The sequence below is a fragment of the Pseudomonas sp. HN2 genome (assembly GCF_020736465.1).
GTDB classification, from domain to species: Bacteria; Pseudomonadota; Gammaproteobacteria; order Pseudomonadales; family Pseudomonadaceae; genus Aquipseudomonas; species Aquipseudomonas moraviensis_A.
The window spans coordinates 3944955-3960989 of sequence record NZ_CP085885.1; the positions used below are offsets into that span (position 1 = coordinate 3944955).

The window sequence follows — 16035 nt, forward strand, 5'->3', positions numbered from 1 at the left end:
CGGTGCAGGTGGAGACTTTCACCCTGGAACCCATTGTGGGAGCGAGCCTGCTCGCGAACAGGCCGTTTCAGTCGACGAATATTGCGACTGACACAGCGTCTTCGCGAGCAGGCATGCTCCCACAGGTTATCCGGGTGGCTGAGGGAATGGCGTCCTTCAAGGAATCAAAATGATCTTGTCGCCACCACCCTGATTGACCTCTGCATAACGCGCCAACCCTTCCGCCAGCGGCACTTCCACCAGGCCCTGCGGCAGCGGCAAGCGATCTTCGTCGAAGAACCGCCCGAACTGCTCAAGCATCGCCGCACATGCCTCGACGCCGTACAGCAACGAGTTGATCCCGACCACCGAGCCGCCCTTGCGATACAGCGCCAGCGCCGGCAGGTGCACGTGGCCGTCGACCGGGGCGGCGATGATGGCGATGCGGCCGAAGGTGGCCAGTGCGGCGACCGAGGCCGGCAGCCAGAAACCGGTGGTATCGAAGATCACATCGGCGCCGCCGCGGTACACCGCGTTGACCTGCGCACCCAGCTCGTCAGGCTTGTCCAGTTGAATCGTCTGATAGCCCTGCTTCTGCAAATCCGCCACCTGCTCGGGCCGGCGCGCGGCGGCCAGCAACTGCGCGCCGCGCACTTTCGCCAAGGCCAATGCCGCCGTCGCCACCGCCCCGCCGCCGATCACCAGCAAGCGCGTGTCGGCGCTGACCAGGCTGCGCTCCAGCGCATCCCACGCCGTGGTGTACGGCACGCCGAGGCTGGCCGCCTGGGCAAAACTCAGATGCGCCGGTTTGTGCGCCACGCCATTGGCCGGCAGTTTGACGAATTGCGCATGCGCGCCGTCGGCGAAGAAACCCAGCTCGCGGCCAGTGCCCCAGACTTCCTGACCGATCAACGCTTGCGGTCCCTCGACCACCACCCCGGCAAAATCCCGTCCCGGTACCCGCGGCAAAGTGGTGTAAGGGAAACGACCGAGGACGTTTTTCACATCGCTGGGATTGAGGCCCGCAGCCTTGATCTGCACCAGCACTTCATCGACGCCGGGCACCGGGGTCGGCACGTCGACGAAACGCAGGGAAGACAGGTCGCCGGTCTGATCGAATTGCAACGCTTTCATGGGCACATCCACCGTGAAAAAAGGGAAATTCAGGACAACCAGCCAGCGACCAGTTGCCGGCCCATCGGCCACAACTGCTCACCGGCCAACATGCCGAGCAGACCGACCAGCGCTATGGCCGGCGGTGCGGGAGAACGGAAATCGAGCGCGCCGTAGAGCAGGCCGACGCCCAGGCCAATGGTCAGAGAAATGAGGTAGTTCATGGGGGGAACTCCGCCGCGACAAGTGATGGGCAGAGTCTAGGGAAAGGGACGGAGCGGTATCGGCCAAGGACTTCTGAATTTCGGACAAAACCAAAAGGTCACCACAACGCCCTGTAGGAGTGAGCCTGCTCGCGATAGCGGAGTTTCAGTCAACTCATCAACATCTGAAAGACCGTTATCGCGAGCAGGCTCACTCCTACAGGGGGTTGTGTTCAGCCAGTGGAGAATTGCGAAGGCGCGACGCCCAGCTCTCGGCGAAACATGTCGCTGAAGCTGCTCGGTGAATAACCCAGTTCGCGAGCGATGACGCTCACCGCCACGCCCTGAATCAACGCCGCCACCGCCGTCGCCAGTTGCACTTGGCGCCGCCATTCGGCGAAGCCCATGCCGAGGCTGTCCTTGAACAACCGCGCCAGAGTGCGCACGCTGGCCCCAGCGTTTTCCGCATGCTGCTCGAACGGGATCTCCAGTGACGGCGCGGCCATCACTGCCTGACACAGGTTCATCAGACGCCGGTCGGACTCATCCGGCAGTGGGATCTTCAGTTGCGAACGCCTTGCCCGCCGCAACTCCAGCAACGCCAGCCCGACCAGCGCCTCGTAATACTCAGCCTCGCCATCATCGCCCTGCGCCACCAGCCCGACGATCAACTCGCGCAGCAAACCGCCGACTTGGATCACCTGCACCGTCGCATCCAGCGTCGCCGCCAACGCCGGGCGCAGGTAGATATTGCGCATCTGCAAGTCCGACACCACGCGAATCCCGTGGGGCACCCCCGGCGGCAACCACACCGCCCGCTGCGGCGGCACCACCAGTGCTTCGTGCGGGGTTTCCACCCACATCACCCCGCTCATCGCATACAGCAACTGCCCCCAGACATGCTCGTGCGGCTCGACGAACAAACCACGCGGGTACGTCCGCGCCAGCGGTTGCACGGGCACATCGGTGTCGGTCAGATCAGGGGGCGCGGCGAGGGCCATGGCGAGCGTTCACAGGGGGTTGGCGAAGCCGCCATGGTAACCAGCACGCCCCGCCCTCGCCAACGATAGATACCGTCGGACAATCCAACTGAATTTTCTCGGCACAGCGCGATCCGTTTATTACCACAGGGAGGAATACGGGCTTTATGAACAACGCAAAACTTTACGTCATCGACTACACACTGCATGGCACCCCCAAGTCGTTCATTATCCGCTCGGACAAAATGGACAACGCCGAAGCCTGGCACTGGGCAAGCTGCGACGCGGGCGTGGGTCGCATCCCGCGCTTCGGCCGCGAAAAAGTGCAAAAGACCAGCAAACCGATGGCAGAAAAATTCGGCCTGGAAAACGTCACCTGGCGCCAGACCAACTGACCCCATCGCCTTCACCGCAGGCTTGACAATCGCAAGGGGGAATCGACGATGACCGACACTTATCACCCGGCCCGACTGGATTACGGCCTGACCACCTTCTTCGGCCAGATCAGCAAAACGGTGGATTGCGAGGTGGCACTGGAAACGGTGGCGGATGACCCCTACCGCTTCACCTTGTGCGTCCAGGCACCGGTGCCGGAGGATCTGGACCAGGCCAAGATCGTGGTGGTCAAGGTCAAGGGGCGAACGTTGCAAGGCACGGTGAGACACTTTGAACGACAGGAAGACGACAGTCTGAAAATGGAAGTGGAGCCTGATTAGGCTCCACTTTTTTTTGCCCTGATTATTTCGGATGGGCGCAACCGCAGCCCTTCATCGCACATTCTTCACCGTGCTTGTGGTGATGAGCGCAGGCCTCGCAGCAATAGTGTTTACCGTGCACAGCATAGGAATGTTCGCCCTCTTTGAGGGTGCAGTTGCAGCCGGGGCAGTCGCATTTTTTATCGGACATGGGACAGACTCCTTGCGTGGTGGTTGTCTGGGGCTTGAGTGGTAAGCCGTAAGAGACAGTGTAGGAGGTGATTTTGCAGGCTGGGCAATTGATGAGAGATTGGGCGCCGCGCAGATGGCTTCCGCGAGCAGGCTCGCTCCCACAAGAACGACTTCGCGCAGCACAGACCTGCGCATGACATCAAAAGCCCCTCACCCTAGCCCTCTCCCGGAGGGAGAGGGGACTGACCGAGGTGATTGCGAGAAACCCGCCGACGTGGAATACAGAGTCGAACGCAGATTTGAAAAGCCCAAAAATCGGCCCCCTCTCCCTCGGGAGAGGGCTGGGGTGAGGGGCGAACCCACCAGAAAAACCAAGGCAGGCACCACCCGCTATTCACCACTCAAAACAATGAGCGCAAGCTCGAGTACCGCTCTTGATCTTGCCGTGCCGGCCCCATCGGCAGGCTGAGTGGAGGGATCGATCCGGGCGTGGGAGCGCAGCGACCGTACGACGCAGTCGTACACAGCGGGAGGAGGTGCAGCGAAGCAAACCGGAGACGCTGCGCCCGGATCGATTCCGGAACGAAGGAACCCCGAGCCCCAGCGAGCGGGCCGAACGCCGGGGCCAAGCCTTTTGGTTACTTTTTGGCGTCTGAAAAAGTAACCCGCTGTAAGAGCGGAACCGTAATGAGCAACACCCGAAGCAACGGATATGTCCTCAAATCCAATCACTCAGCAGAACGCAAACTGCTCCGATACATGAAAACCAAAGCCACCGCCAAACAAACCATCGCCAGCATCCGGCTCGAAGACAAGCCGATCGCCGGATTCCCCAACCAGCCAAAATTGTCGATCAACATCCCCATCCCCAACTGCCCGACAATCACCGCCACGGTCGCCACAGCCGTCCCGACCACTGGCACCGCGCCGACCATCACCATCATGTACACCACGCCAAACAGCGCCCCGGTCAACTGCCACTTCGGCACCTCCAGCAGACTCACCGCCTGCGCCGGCTCGAAAAACAGGATCAACAACCCGGTCACCACCGCACCCACGGCAAAGGTCAGCAGACTGCTACGCAGCACACCCACCGTCTCACCCAAGCGACCATTGATCGCCGCCTGAACACTCAATACCGCCCCGGCCAACACCACCACCGCCAACAAAATCACCAGACCCATCATTCACCCCCGAGCAATCAGAACCAAAGCCACCACAATCAAACCCAACGCCAGCCAGCGCTCGCCGTTGACCTTCTTGCGCGTCGCGCCGAACCAGCCGAAATGGTCGATCAGCACACTCTTGCCGACCTGCCCGGACAAAATCGCAATCATCGTCATGGCAATGCCGATGTGCGGCGTCGCCAGCGTCAGCACCACCACGTAGATCGGCCCCAGAAATCCGCCGATCAACTGCCAGCGTGGCAGTTCGGTCAGCGCCGGACCTTTTCGCGGGCCGGCGAACAGCAGCAGCAAAAACAGAATCGCCGAGCCCACGCCGAAGATGCTCAAAGTTGCCCACAAATGCCCGACCTGCTCGCCCAACGGCCCGAGCAAGCCCGCCTCCACCGACAAGCCCATGCCGGCGAGAATCACCAGCGGCAGCAACAACAGACGTAACACCGACCGCTTCACCGGCGCCGCGACCAACCCCTCATCCAACGTCTGCATACACAACCTTCCACGCTCATAAACAATGGCGCGAATTATCGGCTGGCGCCGCTGTGCGATAAATGGGAGCATCCGGACAACACTTTTGCGCAAAACGCACAGCGAGACACAGCATGCACGGGCTCAATGAACTCGGATTCAAGGCGTTACGGCTGTTTGTAGCGGTCCTCGACCACGGCAGCTTTTCCGAAGTCGCCCGCCGCGAAGGCGTGGCGCCCTCGTCTATCTCGCGACAGATCCAGTTGATGGAGCAGGCGCTGAATCAGCAATTGCTCTACCGCCACACCCGTGCCGTCACCCCGACCGAAGCCGGGCGCACGCTCGGCCATCATGCGCGGTTGCTGCTGGTGCAATTGGAAGAAGCCGAGCAAGCGTTGCAGGAGCAGCAAAGCGAACCCACCGGACTGGTGCGGATCAACGCGCCAGTGGTGTTCGGCCAACGCCACCTGACGCCGTGGCTGGGCGAGCTCTGCGCGCGCTATCCGAAGCTGCAACTGGACATCCAGCAAACCGACCATTACGTCGATCCGTTGCAGGAAGGCGCCGATCTGCTGTTTCGCATCGGTGCGCTGCACGACTCGAGCATGCAGGCTCGGATCCTCGCTCCGCACCGCTTTCAGGTCGCCGCCAGCCCGGCCTATCTGCAGCGCCACGGCACCCCACAGCATCCCGACGAACTCGCGCAGCATCAGTGCCTGGCCTACAAAGGCGCGGCCGGTCAGCAGCGCTGGTTTTTTCGCCGTGACGGTGCGAACTGGACGCCGTACACGGTCAGAGGCCCGATCACCGGCAACCACGCCGACACCCTCACCCAGGCCGCTCAGCAGGGGCTGGGGCTGGTGATGTTTCCGTCGTGGCTGATTGGCGAAGCGGTGCGCGAAGGCACACTGGTGCCGGTGCTCGGGGAGTATCAGGTGTCGAACAGTCTGGAGCCGCAGCAGATCGCGGTGCTGTGGCCGGGGAGCCGACGGTTGTCGGTGAAGGTGAGGACGGTGATTGATTTTTTTGTTGAATGCTTTGGCGAGATTCCCTATTGGGACAGAGCTTGAAGATCAAGAGCCCCTCACCCTAGCCCTCTCCCGGAGGGAGAGGGAACTGATTGGGGGATGCTCGAGAATTTCGCCAACCTGAATGTCCCGCTTTGAATCCACCATCGACCGGATTCAGCTGGACGCAGAACCAGATCGTTTTTGGATTCACCCGAGAGCGTTCAAGTCGGTGCAGCTCCCGAGGATCGCGCGGTCGGTCCCCTCTCCCTCTGGGAGAGGGCTAGGGTGAGGGGCATTTCAGGCGATCAGATACGGAACTGACCAACCAGCTTGCCCAGCCGCTGCCCCAGCTCCGCCAGACTGCGCGAGGTCTGCGCACCCAACTGCGTTTCATCAGCGACGCTGTCCACCGCCACGGCAATCTGATGCACGCTGCGGTTGATCTCTTCGGCCACCGCTGTCTGCTCTTCCGCTGCGCTGGCGATCTGCGCGTTCATCGAGTTGATCGTCGCGATCAACTGCGCCATGGCATCCAGCGACGCGCCGGCCTGATTAGCTTGCTGGGAAGTGCCGTCGCCGGCCTCGCTGGAGCGGCGCATCGCCTCGACCGCCTGCTGCGTGCCCGCTTGCAAGCGGTCGATCATGCCCTGGATTTCCTGGGTGCTGATCTGCGTTCGGCTGGCCAGCGCGCGCACTTCGTCGGCGACCACGGCGAAACCACGCCCGGCCTCGCCAGCACGGGCCGCTTCGATGGCTGCGTTCAAGGCCAACAGATTGGTCTGCTCGGCAATCGAACGGATCACCCCGAGCACGCCGACAATTGAACTGACGTCCTGCTGCAGGCTGTCCAGCGACACGCCGCTGTTGCGGATGTCATCGACCAGCGCATGAATCTGTTTGATGCTGCCCGCGACCACGCGCTTGGCGCTCTGGCCTTCTTCGTCAGTCTGCTGGGCGGCGACGGCGGCGTTCTGCGCGCTTTTCGCCACCTCCTGGGCGGCGGCGGACATTTCGTTGATCGCCGTAGCGACCTGATCGGTTTCGTGGCGCTGACGCTCCATGGCCTGATCGGAACGCTGCGCCTGTTCCGAGACCTGGGTGACCAGGCCGGTGAGTTGCGTGGTCATTTCAGTGATCTGCCGCACCAGGCCGTGGATCTTGTCGACGAAACGATTGAACGAGCCGGCCAGCTCACCGAGTTCGTCCTGGCTGGTGATGTTCAGGCGTCGGGTCAGGTCGCCCTCGCCCGCCGCGATATCGTCGAGGCTGGCTTTCATTTGCGTCAGCGGGCGCAGAATGGTGTTGGCCAGCAGCATGCCCGCCGCCGCGATCACCAGCAGCACCAACACGGCAACGCCGACGATGCTCAGCACCACGCCTTGCACACGCTCCTGCACTTGCGCTTCGACCTGCGCGACTTGCGCTTCGATGCCGTCGAGGTTGACCGAGGTACCGACCGCCATGTCCCACTTCGGCAGGTATTCGGTGTAGCCGAGTTTCGGCACCAGCACCTTGGCGTTGCCCGGCAGTGGCGAGCTGTATTGCAGATAGTGGGTGCCGTCCTTGGCCACTTTGACCAGGCCGAGGTTGACGTAGACGCCGTTCGGATCGCGGTTGTCCTTGAAGCTTTTGCCGACGCCGTCGGGGTCGTTGGCCTTGAACAGGCGCACGGTCTCGGAATCGTAGCCGAAGAAGTAACCGTCCTTGCCGTAGCGAATGCCCGAGAGCAATTTGATCGCCTGCGCCCGCGCCGCGTCGTCGCCCGGTGCGGCGGCGTCGTAAAGGGGTTTGATCGTGGTCATGGCCACGGCGACGTAACTTTGCAGGGTGGCCTTGGCATCGCTGAGCAGCCGCTCGCGGGTCTGTTCGACTTCCTTGCGCGCCTGTTCCTGGAGGATGAACAGCGTGGTCACGCTGATGACCAGCGCAAAGAGCAGCACCGGCAGAACGGCAAGGGACAGGACTTTAGCCTTCAGACTCAGGCGCATCGGGGGACTCACTTTTTTGTTTTATTGGCGTGGTTAAAGGCTTTAACGGCACGCCGGGGCAAAAGTTGAGTCCGGGAACAACCCAATCCCCTGTAGGAGTGAGCCTGCTCGCGATAGCGGTGTATCAGTCAGCGGATGAGGCGACGGATACACCGCCATCGCGAGCAGGCTCACTCCTACAAGAGGGTTGGTGGGCCGTTTAGAGAACCATCGCCGCCACCCAGCCAAACGCCAACAGCGGCAAATTGTAGTGCAGGAAGGTCGGTACGACGGTGTCCCAGATGTGGTGATGCTGGCCGTCGATGTTCAGGCCGGAGGTCGGGCCGAGGGTCGAGTCCGAGGCCGGCGATCCGGCGTCGCCGAGCGCACCGGCAGTGCCGACGATGCAGACGATGGCGATCGGACTGAAGCCCAGTTGCACGCACAGCGGCACGAAAATCACCGCGAGAATCGGCACGGTGGAAAACGACGAGCCGATGCCCATGGTCACCAGCAGCCCGACCAGCAACATCATCAGGGCACCGACGCCCTTGCTGTGATCGATCCACGCCGCCGAGGCTTCTACCAGGGTCTGCACTTCGCCGGTAGCCTTGATCACTTCGCCGAAACCGGACGAGGCGATCATGATGAAGCCGATCATCGCCATCATCTTCATGCCTTCGGTAAACAGATCATCGGTCTCGCGCCACTTGACGATGCCCGATGCCGAGAAGATCAGAAACCCGGCCAGCGCACCGATAATCATCGAGTCCAGCAACAGCTGAATGACGAACGCGGCGGCGATCGCTACACCGGCAATCATCAGGCTCAGTGGGTTGTACTGCACCGCGGTCTGCTCGACCTGTTCGATCTTCGCCAGGTCATAGACGCGCTTCTTGCGATAGCTGATAAACGCGATGCCGAGGCCGACCAGCATGCCCAGCGCCGGAATACCCATGGCATGGGTGACATTGATACCGCTGATGTCGACGCCGCTGCGCGCGACGTTGGCCAGCAGGATTTCATTGAGGAAGATGTTGCCGAAGCCCACCGGCAGGAACATGTACGGAGTGATCAGGCCGAACGTCATGACGCAGGCGATCAACCGGCGATCGAGTTGCAGCTTGGTCAGTACATAAAGAAGCGGCGGTACCAGCAGCGGAATGAACGCGATGTGGATCGGCAGAATGTTCTGCGAAGCAATCGCCACCACCCAGAGCAGGCCGATCAGCAGCCATTTGACGTTACCGCCGCCGGTCGCATGTTGCCGATCGACCATGGCCAGAGCCTTGTCGGCCAACGCATGGGCCAGGCCGGATTTGGCGATCGCCACGGCAAAAGCGCCGAGCAAGGCGTAGGACAACGCCACCGTCGCGCCGCCGCCCAGGCCGCTGTTGAACGCCTTGAGCGTCGCTTCGATGCCCAGACCACCGGTCAGGCCACCGACCAGCGCCCCGACGATCAGCGCGATCACCACATGCACGCGCGCCAGGCTGAGGATCAGCATGACGCCGACGGCTGCTATGACTGCATTCATTTCACTACCTCAAAAAACACTGCGGGTGAAAACACACCGCCAGACAGGATGAGTCCGCCCGGAATTGGCCGGCGGATTTGCAAAGAGGGTCTTATTAGAGGGCGCGCACTGTGCCGCAGCGAACAGTCCTTGTCAAAGTCACACGGCCCTGTAGGAGCTGCCGAAGGCTGCGATCTTTTGATCTTGTTCCAGAGCAAAAACGCAAGATCGCAGCCTTCGGCAGCTCCTACATGGATCGCATGCGCAATTGGTCATATTGCGCTGGAGGGATAAAGAAAGCGCAAACGCAGCCGCTACAGTGCAAAGTCTCAGATATTTATCGGATAAGGATGTTTTCCATGTCGCTCAGACAACTTTCCATCCAATGGAAAATCACCCTGCTCGCCGGCCTCTGCCTGGCCGGTATCGTGACCCTGTTGGTCGGTCTTTCGCTGTATCGCATGGAACACAGCTCGGCGCTGGTCAAGGCCTCGAGCATGGAGATGCTCACCGAATCGGCGCAGGCGCGGATCGAATCGCAAGGTGAAGTGCAGGCTGCGGGCATTCGCCAGCAGTTCATGGACGCCTATCAGTACGGCCACGGTTTCTCGCGGCAGGTGCTGTTCTTGCGTGAACAGGCCGAGAAGCGTTTTCTCGATGCCTTCGACCTGCGCGAGGACATGACCCGTCAGGTCAAGTCCGCGCTGCAGGCCAACCCGGACCTGCTCGGCCTGTCGCTGGTGTTTGAAGCCAACGCGCTGGACGGCAAGGATGAACTGTTCGCCGATCAGGCTGAGCTGGGCAGCAACGACAAGGGCCGCTTCGCGCTGTACTGGTCGCAGCCGACCCCGGGCAAAGTCACCTCGATGGCGCTGCCGGAAAGCGACATGAGCGACACCAGCACCGGCCCCAGCGGTCAGGCCGCCAACGCCTGGTTCACCTGCCCGCGCACCACCCTCAAACCCTGCGTGATCGAGCCGTACTTCTATGTCATCGACGGGCAGAAAGTGCTGATGACCAGCATCGTCTTCCCGCTGCAGGTCAACGGCAAAGTCATTGCGTCGTTGTCGGTCGACATCAACCTCAACAGCCTGCAAGCGATCAGCCAGAATGCCAGTCGCAAACTTTATGACGGTCAGACCGCGGTAAGCATCGTCAGCCCTGCCGGCCTGCTCGCCGGTTACAGCCCGGATGCCGGCAAGCTCAGCCAGCGCCTGGATGCGGTGGATCAGGCCAGCGGCAGCGAGTTGCTGCGCCTGCTCGCCTCGAGCCCTGGCGTGAGCAGTCTGCGCAGCAACGGCCAGTTGAAAGTGCTGTCGCCGTTCCAGCCGATTCCCGGCGGGCCGGCGTGGGGCGTGTTGTTGGACGTGCCGGAAAAAGTCCTGGTCAGCCGCGCCGAGGCGCTCAAGCAGCAACTGGATGCGAGCAATAATTCGGGCACGCTGATCGAACTGAGCCTCGGTCTGCTCGCCGCGCTGATCGGTTTGCTGCTGGTGTGGCTGATGGCGCGCAGCGTGACCAAGCCGATCCTCGGCGTCGCGCACATGCTTGAAGACATCGCCAGCGGCGAAGGCGATCTGACCCGGCGCCTGGCCTATGACAAGCATGACGAACTCGGGCAACTGGCCGGCTGGTTCAACCGTTTCCTCGACAAGCTGCAGCCGATCATCGCCGAGGTGAAACGCTCGGTGCAGGACGCGCGCAATACCGCCGACCAGTCCTCGGCCATCGCTACCCAGACCAGCGCTGGCATGGAGCAGCAATACCGTCAGGTCGATCAGGTCGCCACCGCCTCCCATGAAATGAGTGCCACTGCGCAGGACGTCGCACGCAGCGCCGCGCAGGCCGCCGAAGCCGCCAAGGACGCCGACCGCGCTACCCGCCAAGGCCTGACGGTGATCGATCGCACCACCGCGAGCATCGACACCCTCGCCGCCGACATGAGCGCAGCGATGGTGCAGGTCGAGGGCCTGGCCGCCAACAGCGAGAAGATCGGCACGGTGCTGGAAACCATTCGCGCCATCGCCGAGCAGACCAACCTTTTGGCGCTTAACGCTGCCATCGAAGCGGCCCGCGCCGGTGAAGCCGGACGCGGTTTCGCGGTGGTCGCTGACGAAGTGCGCAACCTCGCGCGCCGCACCCAGGAGTCGGTGGAGGAAACCCGCCAGGTCATCGAGCAATTGCAGAACGGTACGCAGGAAGTGGTCGGCTCGATGGGCAACAGCCATCGTCAGGCCCAGGGCAGTGTCGAGCAGGTGGGCCAGGCCGTGACGGCGCTGCGGCAGATCGGCGATGCGGTGACGGTGATCAGCGACATGAACCTGCAGATTGCCAGCGCCGCCGAAGAGCAGAGCGCGGTGGCCGAGGAGATCAACAATAATGTGGCGACGATTCGCGATGTGACCGAATCGTTGTCGGGACAGGCGAATGAATCGGCGCGGGTGAGTCAGTCGCTCAATAGCCTGGCGAACCAGCAGCAGCGGTTGATGGATCAGTTTCGCGTTTGATCTGAGATTGCGGGGTGTCAGTCAGATTCCCCCCTCACCCCAGCCCTCTCCCCCCAAGGGGGGCGAGGGGGAAAGGGAGCCGATCTTCACACCATTCAAACCTGAGTTCGGCTCGGTATTTCAGGTCGACGTATCTCGTCCAATCACCACGGTCAGTCCCCTCTCCCTCTGGGAGAGGGTTAGGGTGAGGGGCTTTTCAAGGGCTCACCGCCGAGGCAGTTCGATCACCACTTTCAACCCGCCCCACTCGCTCTCGCCCAACACCAGCAAGCCGCCCCAGGTATCGACGATATCCCGCACGATGCCAAGGCCCAGCCCATGCCCGTGGGTCTGCTCATCAAGCCGCGTGCCACGGCTGAACACCTGAGCGCGTTGTTCCTCGGGGATTCCCGGCCCGTCATCTTCCACGCTCAGGGCAAAGCCGTCAGCGCGCTCGATGACGCTCAAGCGCACCTCGGCATCGGCCCATTTGCAGGCGTTGTCGAGCAGGTTGCCGAGCAGTTCCAGCAAGTCCTCGCGATCCCACGGCAGTTGCAGGCCCGGCGGTGCGACGTAACTCAAGGCCAGGTGTTCGCCATGAATCATGTTCAGCGTCGCCAGCAACCCCGGCAGCTCGGCATCGCAATCGAACAACGCGCCGGGCAGCGCATCACCGGATAACCGCGCCCGATTGAGTTCACGATTGAGGCGCTGCTGCACCTGCTCGAGTTGTTCCTTGAGAATCCTGCGCAGCTCGGGATGGTCGTCGAGCTTGTCGCTGGAGGCCAGGCTCAGCAGCACCGCCAGCGGTGTTTTCAACGCGTGGCCGAGGTTGCCCAAGGCATTGCGCGAGCGCTTTAGGCTGTCTTCGGTGTGAGCGAGCAAATGGTTGATCTGCGCCACCAGCGGTTCCAGTTCCACCGGCACCTGATCGTCGAGTTGCGAGCGCTGGCCCTGCTGCAACTGAGCGATCTGCTCGCGCGCGCGCTCCAGTGGTTTGAGGGCGCGGCGCACGGTCAGGCGCTGCAGGAACAGGATCAGCAACAACGCCGCCAGCCCCAGGCCGAGGCCGATCTGGCGCATGCGCTGGAAGCTGTCGCTGACCGGCGTGTAATCCTGGGCGACGCTGATCGAGATCGACTGGCCCAGGCGCCGATAGTCCGAACGCAATATCAGCAGGCGTTGACCGCCGGGGCCCAGTTGCAGGTTACTGTGCAGCCCCGGGTGGTCGAGCAAGGGCAGATCCTGATCCCATAACGAGCGCGAGCGCCAGTGACTGTCAGAGAAGTCGATGCGAAAGTAATGCCCGGAAAATGGCCGCTGATAGGCCGGCGACAGATGCCGCTCATCCAGCTGCAACCCTTGCGGGCCGCGCACCAGCGCCACCAGCAGGCTTTCGCTGTCATTGCGCAGGCCGGCTTCGAGGTAGCGCTGCAAGCCGACCTCGAATAACCACAGGCTGGTTTGCGCCAGCACCAGACCGACGATCACCATCACGCTGATCAAACCCAGGCTCAACCGGCGCTGGATTGATCTCATGAAGCTTGCCCGCCGAACAGGTATCCCTGACCGCGACGGGTTTCGATGACGCTTTTGCCGAGCTTGCGCCGCAGGTGATTGACGTGGACTTCGAGAACGTTGGAATCGCGCTCGGTCTCACCGTCATAGAGGTGTTCGGCGAGGTGGCTTTTCGAGAGGATTTGTTCGGGGTGCAGCATGAAATAGCGCAGCAGGCGGAATTCGGCGGCGGTCAGCTGGATGTCGGCGCCGTCGCGAACCACGCACTGGCGGCCCTCGTCCAGATGCAGACCCGCGGCTTGCAGGGTGGGCTGGTTGGACTGGCCCTTGGAGCGGCGCAACAGCGACTGAATGCGCAGGAACAGCTCTTCCGGGTGAAACGGTTTGGTCAGGTAATCATCCGCGCCGGCCTTCAGGCCTTCGATGCGCTCGGCCCAGGAATCGCGCGCGGTGAGGATCAGCACCGGTATCGCCAGACCGGCCGCGCGCCACTGCGCAAGCACGTCCAGCCCCGGTACGCCGGGCAGGCCGAGGTCGAGGATGATCAGGTCATAGGGCTCGCTGCTGCCCTGATACACCGCGTCACGGCCATCGGCCAGCCAATCCACCGCGTAGCCCTGGCGCTGAAGGCCAGCGAGCAATTCGTCGGCCAGCGGTACGTGGTCTTCCACCAGAAGCAAACGCATCGATCAATCTTCCTTGTCTTTGACTAACTCGCCGGTATCGGCCTTCAAGTGCAGCTCGCGCGCCACGCCTTCGACCGTCAGCAATTCGACTTCGTAAATGTACACGTCGTGTTTTTCTTCCAGCTCGACTTCCAGCAGTTTGGCACCGGGGTAGCGATCCATGGCCTGCTGCAGCACTTGCTCCAGCGGCAGGATCACGCCATCGCGACGCAGGGCCAGCGCCTCGTCCTGATCGAGATCGCGAGCCATGGCCGTACTGCACAACAACACCAGCGCCAGCGCCGTCAGGCGGGTGGCGCGAATATTCAGCTTCATTACGTATCCTGATGATCCCTGAGCACTTCACCATCTACCGCGTTCAACTCCAGATCCCACTTCACACCTTTCGGGTCGCGCAGTTCGATCTGGTAAATGAACTTGCCGTACTCTTCTTCCAGCTCGGTTTCGGTGATTTCCGAACCGGGGTGTTTTTCCAGCGCGATGGCGTTGAGCTTCTCGAAGGAGACGATAGTACCAGCGTCGCGCAAACGAAGCGCTTCGTCAGGCCCGAGATCGCGCGCGTGAGCGGTGCTGGCAGTGAGGCCGATGAGCGAGGCAGTGGTCAGGGCAGTCAGGGTTTTCATGGTGTCTCCGAATTCTTATATGTTGCATACGGTGGGCACCTTAGCGGGGTCAACTTAACTGAAACTGAATGGCCATCATTGTGCCCTTTCATTACCAATCCACCGCCTGGAACAAGACTGTGTAGGAGTGAGCCTGCTCGCGATAGCGGTGTGTCAGCCAACACATCTGCCACTGATGCACCGCTATCGCGAGCAGGCTCACTCCTACAAGGGTTCGCAACATCGGCTTATAATTCGCAGCTTGCCAACGATCGAGACCGGTATGACCGCCATCCACATCAAGTTCCCCGCCCTCACCCTCAAGGCCGGCCCGCGGGCCATGGCGCGGATTCGTGCGCAGGGCTTGCACGCCGCTGACGTCGGCACCCTGCCCGGTGCGGCCGGTGGGCCGAAGGCGCTGGGGATTCAGGGGCTCGATCTGGCGTTGTTCGGCGAGTGGCTGCCGAGTGCGCCGCGCGAGCGTTCGCTGATCGGTGCATCTGTGGGTTCCTGGCGCTTCGCCAGTGCCTGCCTGCCGGACGCCGCCGAAGGCATTCGCCGCCTCGGTCAGCTGTACGCCGAGCAGAATTTCAACAAAGGCGTGACCATGGCCGAGATCAGTCAGAGCTCGCAACGCATGCTCAACGATCTGCTCGACGGCCGCGACGCGAGCATCCTCGAAAACCGCGATTACCGCCTCAACATCATGGTGGTGAAAAGTCAGGGCCGCCTCGCCGAAGACCATCGCGGGCGCCTCGGTCTGGCGCTCGGTTCGGTGATTGCCGACAACCTGCGCGGGCGCGCCCGGCTGTCGCGGCACTTCGAACGGCTGATCATCCACGATCCGCGCCTCGCCCCGCCGCTCGATGCCTTGACCGATTTCCCCTCGCGCTTCGTTGCCCTCAATGCCGGCAACCTGCGTCAGGCGCTGCTCGCTTCGGGGTCGATTCCGATGGTCATGGAAGGCGTGCGCGACTTGCCCGGCGCCGGCGCAGGTACGTTCCGTGACGGCGGCCTGCTCGACTATCACCTCGACCTTCCCTACAGCGGCGACGGCATCGTGCTTTATCCGCACTTCACCGACCGGGTGATTCCCGGCTGGTTCGACAAGACCCTGCCGTGGCGCCGCGCCTCGGTGCAGCGTTTGCAGGACGTGGTGCTGGTCGCGCCGTCGAAGGAATATCTGGCGCGCCTGCCCTACGGCAAACTGCCCGATCGCAACGACTTCAAACGCTTCATGGGCGATGCGCCGAGCCGGCAGAAATACTGGCACGCGGCGATGGACGAGAGTCGCCGACTGGGCGATGAATTCCTCGAACTGACGGCCAGCGGTCGCCTCGCCGACCGCTTGCTGACCCTTTAGTCAGCACGGCCAAAGACAAGCTGATAAACTCGCCGCCTGCCCGAATCGCTGCGGCGAACGCCATCTGAACAGA

17 protein-coding genes and 2 pseudogenes are annotated in these 16035 nt (G+C 62.2%); 6 read left to right on the forward strand and 13 right to left on the reverse strand.

Translation table 11 applies throughout. The features are described from left to right. Window positions 1–156: 156 nt before the first annotated feature. The 3 genes from LIS66_RS17270 to LIS66_RS17280 form a co-directional block, all read right to left on the reverse strand. Window positions 157–1113, reverse strand: coding sequence for a quinone oxidoreductase family protein (locus tag LIS66_RS17270; protein WP_227972660.1), 957 nt, complete (start codon window positions 1111–1113; stop codon window positions 157–159). A gap of 29 nt (window positions 1114–1142) precedes the next feature. Continuing rightward, window positions 1143–1316 (reverse strand): DUF1427 family protein, encoded by a 174-nt coding sequence (locus LIS66_RS17275; RefSeq protein WP_080902507.1) that lies wholly within the window; start codon window positions 1314–1316, stop codon window positions 1143–1145. Window positions 1317–1528: 212 nt separating this feature from the next. After that, window positions 1529–2296: an AraC family transcriptional regulator gene (locus LIS66_RS17280; protein WP_227972661.1), complete on the reverse strand. Its 768-nt coding sequence runs from the start codon at window positions 2294–2296 to the stop codon at window positions 1529–1531. A gap of 146 nt (window positions 2297–2442) precedes the next feature. Here LIS66_RS17280 and LIS66_RS17285 point away from each other — a divergent pair, with 146 nt between their 5' ends. After that, entirely contained in the window at window positions 2443–2670 is a 228-nt protein-coding gene (locus tag LIS66_RS17285; RefSeq protein WP_016775403.1) for a DUF6555 family protein, read from the forward strand. Window positions 2671–2718: 48 nt separating this feature from the next. Further along, window positions 2719–2991 (forward strand): hypothetical protein, encoded by a 273-nt coding sequence (locus LIS66_RS17290; RefSeq protein WP_227972662.1) that lies wholly within the window; start codon window positions 2719–2721, stop codon window positions 2989–2991. A 22-nt stretch (window positions 2992–3013) separates the two neighbouring features. Here LIS66_RS17290 and LIS66_RS17295 read toward each other — a convergent pair whose 3' ends face one another. The 3 genes from LIS66_RS17295 to LIS66_RS17305 all read right to left on the reverse strand — a co-directional run bounded on the left by LIS66_RS17295 (window position 3014) and on the right by LIS66_RS17305 (window position 4835). Continuing rightward, window positions 3014–3181 (reverse strand): metallothionein, encoded by a 168-nt coding sequence (locus LIS66_RS17295; RefSeq protein WP_080902506.1) that lies wholly within the window; start codon window positions 3179–3181, stop codon window positions 3014–3016. Between the two features lie 709 nt (window positions 3182–3890). Further along, window positions 3891–4346 (reverse strand): DMT family transporter, encoded by a 456-nt coding sequence (locus LIS66_RS17300; protein ID WP_065616957.1) that lies wholly within the window; start codon window positions 4344–4346, stop codon window positions 3891–3893. Between the two features lie 3 nt (window positions 4347–4349). After that, window positions 4350–4835, reverse strand: coding sequence for a DMT family transporter (locus LIS66_RS17305; RefSeq protein WP_064361382.1), 486 nt, complete (start codon window positions 4833–4835; stop codon window positions 4350–4352). A 113-nt stretch (window positions 4836–4948) separates the two neighbouring features. Here LIS66_RS17305 and LIS66_RS17310 point away from each other — a divergent pair, with 113 nt between their 5' ends. After that, complete coding sequence (locus tag LIS66_RS17310; RefSeq protein ID WP_227972663.1) at window positions 4949–5884, forward strand: LysR family transcriptional regulator; 936 nt, start codon at window positions 4949–4951, stop codon at window positions 5882–5884. A gap of 245 nt (window positions 5885–6129) precedes the next feature. On the opposite strand, the gene LIS66_RS27995 is transcribed toward LIS66_RS17310, so the two are convergent. The 3 genes and pseudogenes from LIS66_RS27995 to LIS66_RS17320 form a co-directional block, all read right to left on the reverse strand. Next, entirely contained in the window at window positions 6130–6951 is an 822-nt protein-coding gene (locus tag LIS66_RS27995; RefSeq protein ID WP_370695145.1) for a methyl-accepting chemotaxis protein, read from the reverse strand. Window positions 6952–7035: 84 nt separating this feature from the next. Beyond that, window positions 7036–7812, reverse strand: a pseudogene (locus LIS66_RS28000) (cache domain-containing protein); the annotation flags it as partial. Between the two features lie 199 nt (window positions 7813–8011). After that, window positions 8012–9328, reverse strand: a complete 1317-nt coding sequence (locus tag LIS66_RS17320; RefSeq protein WP_227972664.1) for a Na+/H+ antiporter family protein — start codon at window positions 9326–9328, stop codon at window positions 8012–8014. Window positions 9329–10851: 1523 nt separating this feature from the next. On the opposite strand from LIS66_RS17320, the pseudogene LIS66_RS28005 reads away from it, so the two are divergent. Next, window positions 10852–10908, forward strand: a pseudogene (locus tag LIS66_RS28005) (hypothetical protein); the annotation flags it as partial. Between the two features lie 201 nt (window positions 10909–11109). Continuing rightward, window positions 11110–11814 (forward strand): methyl-accepting chemotaxis protein, encoded by a 705-nt coding sequence (locus LIS66_RS28010; RefSeq protein WP_416220764.1) that lies wholly within the window; start codon window positions 11110–11112, stop codon window positions 11812–11814. 204 nt (window positions 11815–12018) lie between these two features. Here the strand turns inward: LIS66_RS28010 and LIS66_RS17330 are convergent, their stop codons facing one another. Genes LIS66_RS17330 through LIS66_RS17345 form a run of 4 tightly spaced genes read right to left on the reverse strand, consistent with a single transcriptional unit; the run spans window position 12019 to window position 14620 of the window. Next, the gene (locus tag LIS66_RS17330; protein ID WP_042609105.1) at window positions 12019–13332 is read right to left on the reverse strand and encodes a sensor histidine kinase; all 1314 of its coding nucleotides are present in this window, start codon (window positions 13330–13332) and stop codon (window positions 12019–12021) included. Next, window positions 13329–13997: a response regulator transcription factor gene (locus tag LIS66_RS17335; protein WP_042609104.1), complete on the reverse strand. Its 669-nt coding sequence runs from the start codon at window positions 13995–13997 to the stop codon at window positions 13329–13331. The genes LIS66_RS17330 and LIS66_RS17335 overlap by 4 nt, the downstream gene beginning before the upstream one ends. A 3-nt stretch (window positions 13998–14000) precedes the next feature. Continuing rightward, window positions 14001–14312 (reverse strand): PepSY domain-containing protein, encoded by a 312-nt coding sequence (locus LIS66_RS17340; protein WP_227972666.1) that lies wholly within the window; start codon window positions 14310–14312, stop codon window positions 14001–14003. After that, complete coding sequence (locus LIS66_RS17345; protein WP_227972667.1) at window positions 14312–14620, reverse strand: PepSY domain-containing protein; 309 nt, start codon at window positions 14618–14620, stop codon at window positions 14312–14314. The genes LIS66_RS17340 and LIS66_RS17345 overlap by 1 nt, the downstream gene beginning before the upstream one ends. 262 nt (window positions 14621–14882) lie before the next feature. On the opposite strand from LIS66_RS17345, the gene LIS66_RS17350 reads away from it, so the two are divergent. Next, window positions 14883–15962, forward strand: a complete 1080-nt coding sequence (locus LIS66_RS17350; RefSeq protein WP_042609101.1) for a hypothetical protein — start codon at window positions 14883–14885, stop codon at window positions 15960–15962. The last annotated feature ends 73 nt before the right edge of the window (window positions 15963–16035 follow it).

Coding starts and splice junctions, on each gene's coding strand:
- LIS66_RS17270 (WP_227972660.1), bottom strand. CDS start 1,113: ATGAAAGCGTTGCAATTCGATCAGACCGGCGACCTGTCTTCCCTGCGT.
- LIS66_RS17275 (WP_080902507.1), bottom strand. CDS start 1,316: ATGAACTACCTCATTTCTCTGACCATTGGCCTGGGCGTCGGCCTGCTC.
- LIS66_RS17280 (WP_227972661.1), bottom strand. CDS start 2,296: ATGGCCCTCGCCGCGCCCCCTGATCTGACCGACACCGATGTGCCCGTG.
- LIS66_RS17285 (WP_016775403.1), top strand. CDS start 2,443: ATGAACAACGCAAAACTTTACGTCATCGACTACACACTGCATGGCACC.
- LIS66_RS17290 (WP_227972662.1), top strand. CDS start 2,719: ATGACCGACACTTATCACCCGGCCCGACTGGATTACGGCCTGACCACC.
- LIS66_RS17295 (WP_080902506.1), bottom strand. CDS start 3,181: ATGTCCGATAAAAAATGCGACTGCCCCGGCTGCAACTGCACCCTCAAA.
- LIS66_RS17300 (WP_065616957.1), bottom strand. CDS start 4,346: ATGGGTCTGGTGATTTTGTTGGCGGTGGTGGTGTTGGCCGGGGCGGTA.
- LIS66_RS17305 (WP_064361382.1), bottom strand. CDS start 4,835: ATGCAGACGTTGGATGAGGGGTTGGTCGCGGCGCCGGTGAAGCGGTCG.
- LIS66_RS17310 (WP_227972663.1), top strand. CDS start 4,949: ATGCACGGGCTCAATGAACTCGGATTCAAGGCGTTACGGCTGTTTGTA.
- LIS66_RS27995 (WP_370695145.1), bottom strand. CDS start 6,951: ATGACCACGCAACTCACCGGCCTGGTCACCCAGGTCTCGGAACAGGCG.
- LIS66_RS17320 (WP_227972664.1), bottom strand. CDS start 9,328: ATGAATGCAGTCATAGCAGCCGTCGGCGTCATGCTGATCCTCAGCCTG.
- LIS66_RS28010 (WP_416220764.1), top strand. CDS start 11,110: ATGAGTGCCACTGCGCAGGACGTCGCACGCAGCGCCGCGCAGGCCGCC.
- LIS66_RS17330 (WP_042609105.1), bottom strand. CDS start 13,332: ATGAGATCAATCCAGCGCCGGTTGAGCCTGGGTTTGATCAGCGTGATG.
- LIS66_RS17335 (WP_042609104.1), bottom strand. CDS start 13,997: ATGCGTTTGCTTCTGGTGGAAGACCACGTACCGCTGGCCGACGAATTG.
- LIS66_RS17340 (WP_227972666.1), bottom strand. CDS start 14,312: ATGAAGCTGAATATTCGCGCCACCCGCCTGACGGCGCTGGCGCTGGTG.
- LIS66_RS17345 (WP_227972667.1), bottom strand. CDS start 14,620: ATGAAAACCCTGACTGCCCTGACCACTGCCTCGCTCATCGGCCTCACT.
- LIS66_RS17350 (WP_042609101.1), top strand. CDS start 14,883: ATGACCGCCATCCACATCAAGTTCCCCGCCCTCACCCTCAAGGCCGGC.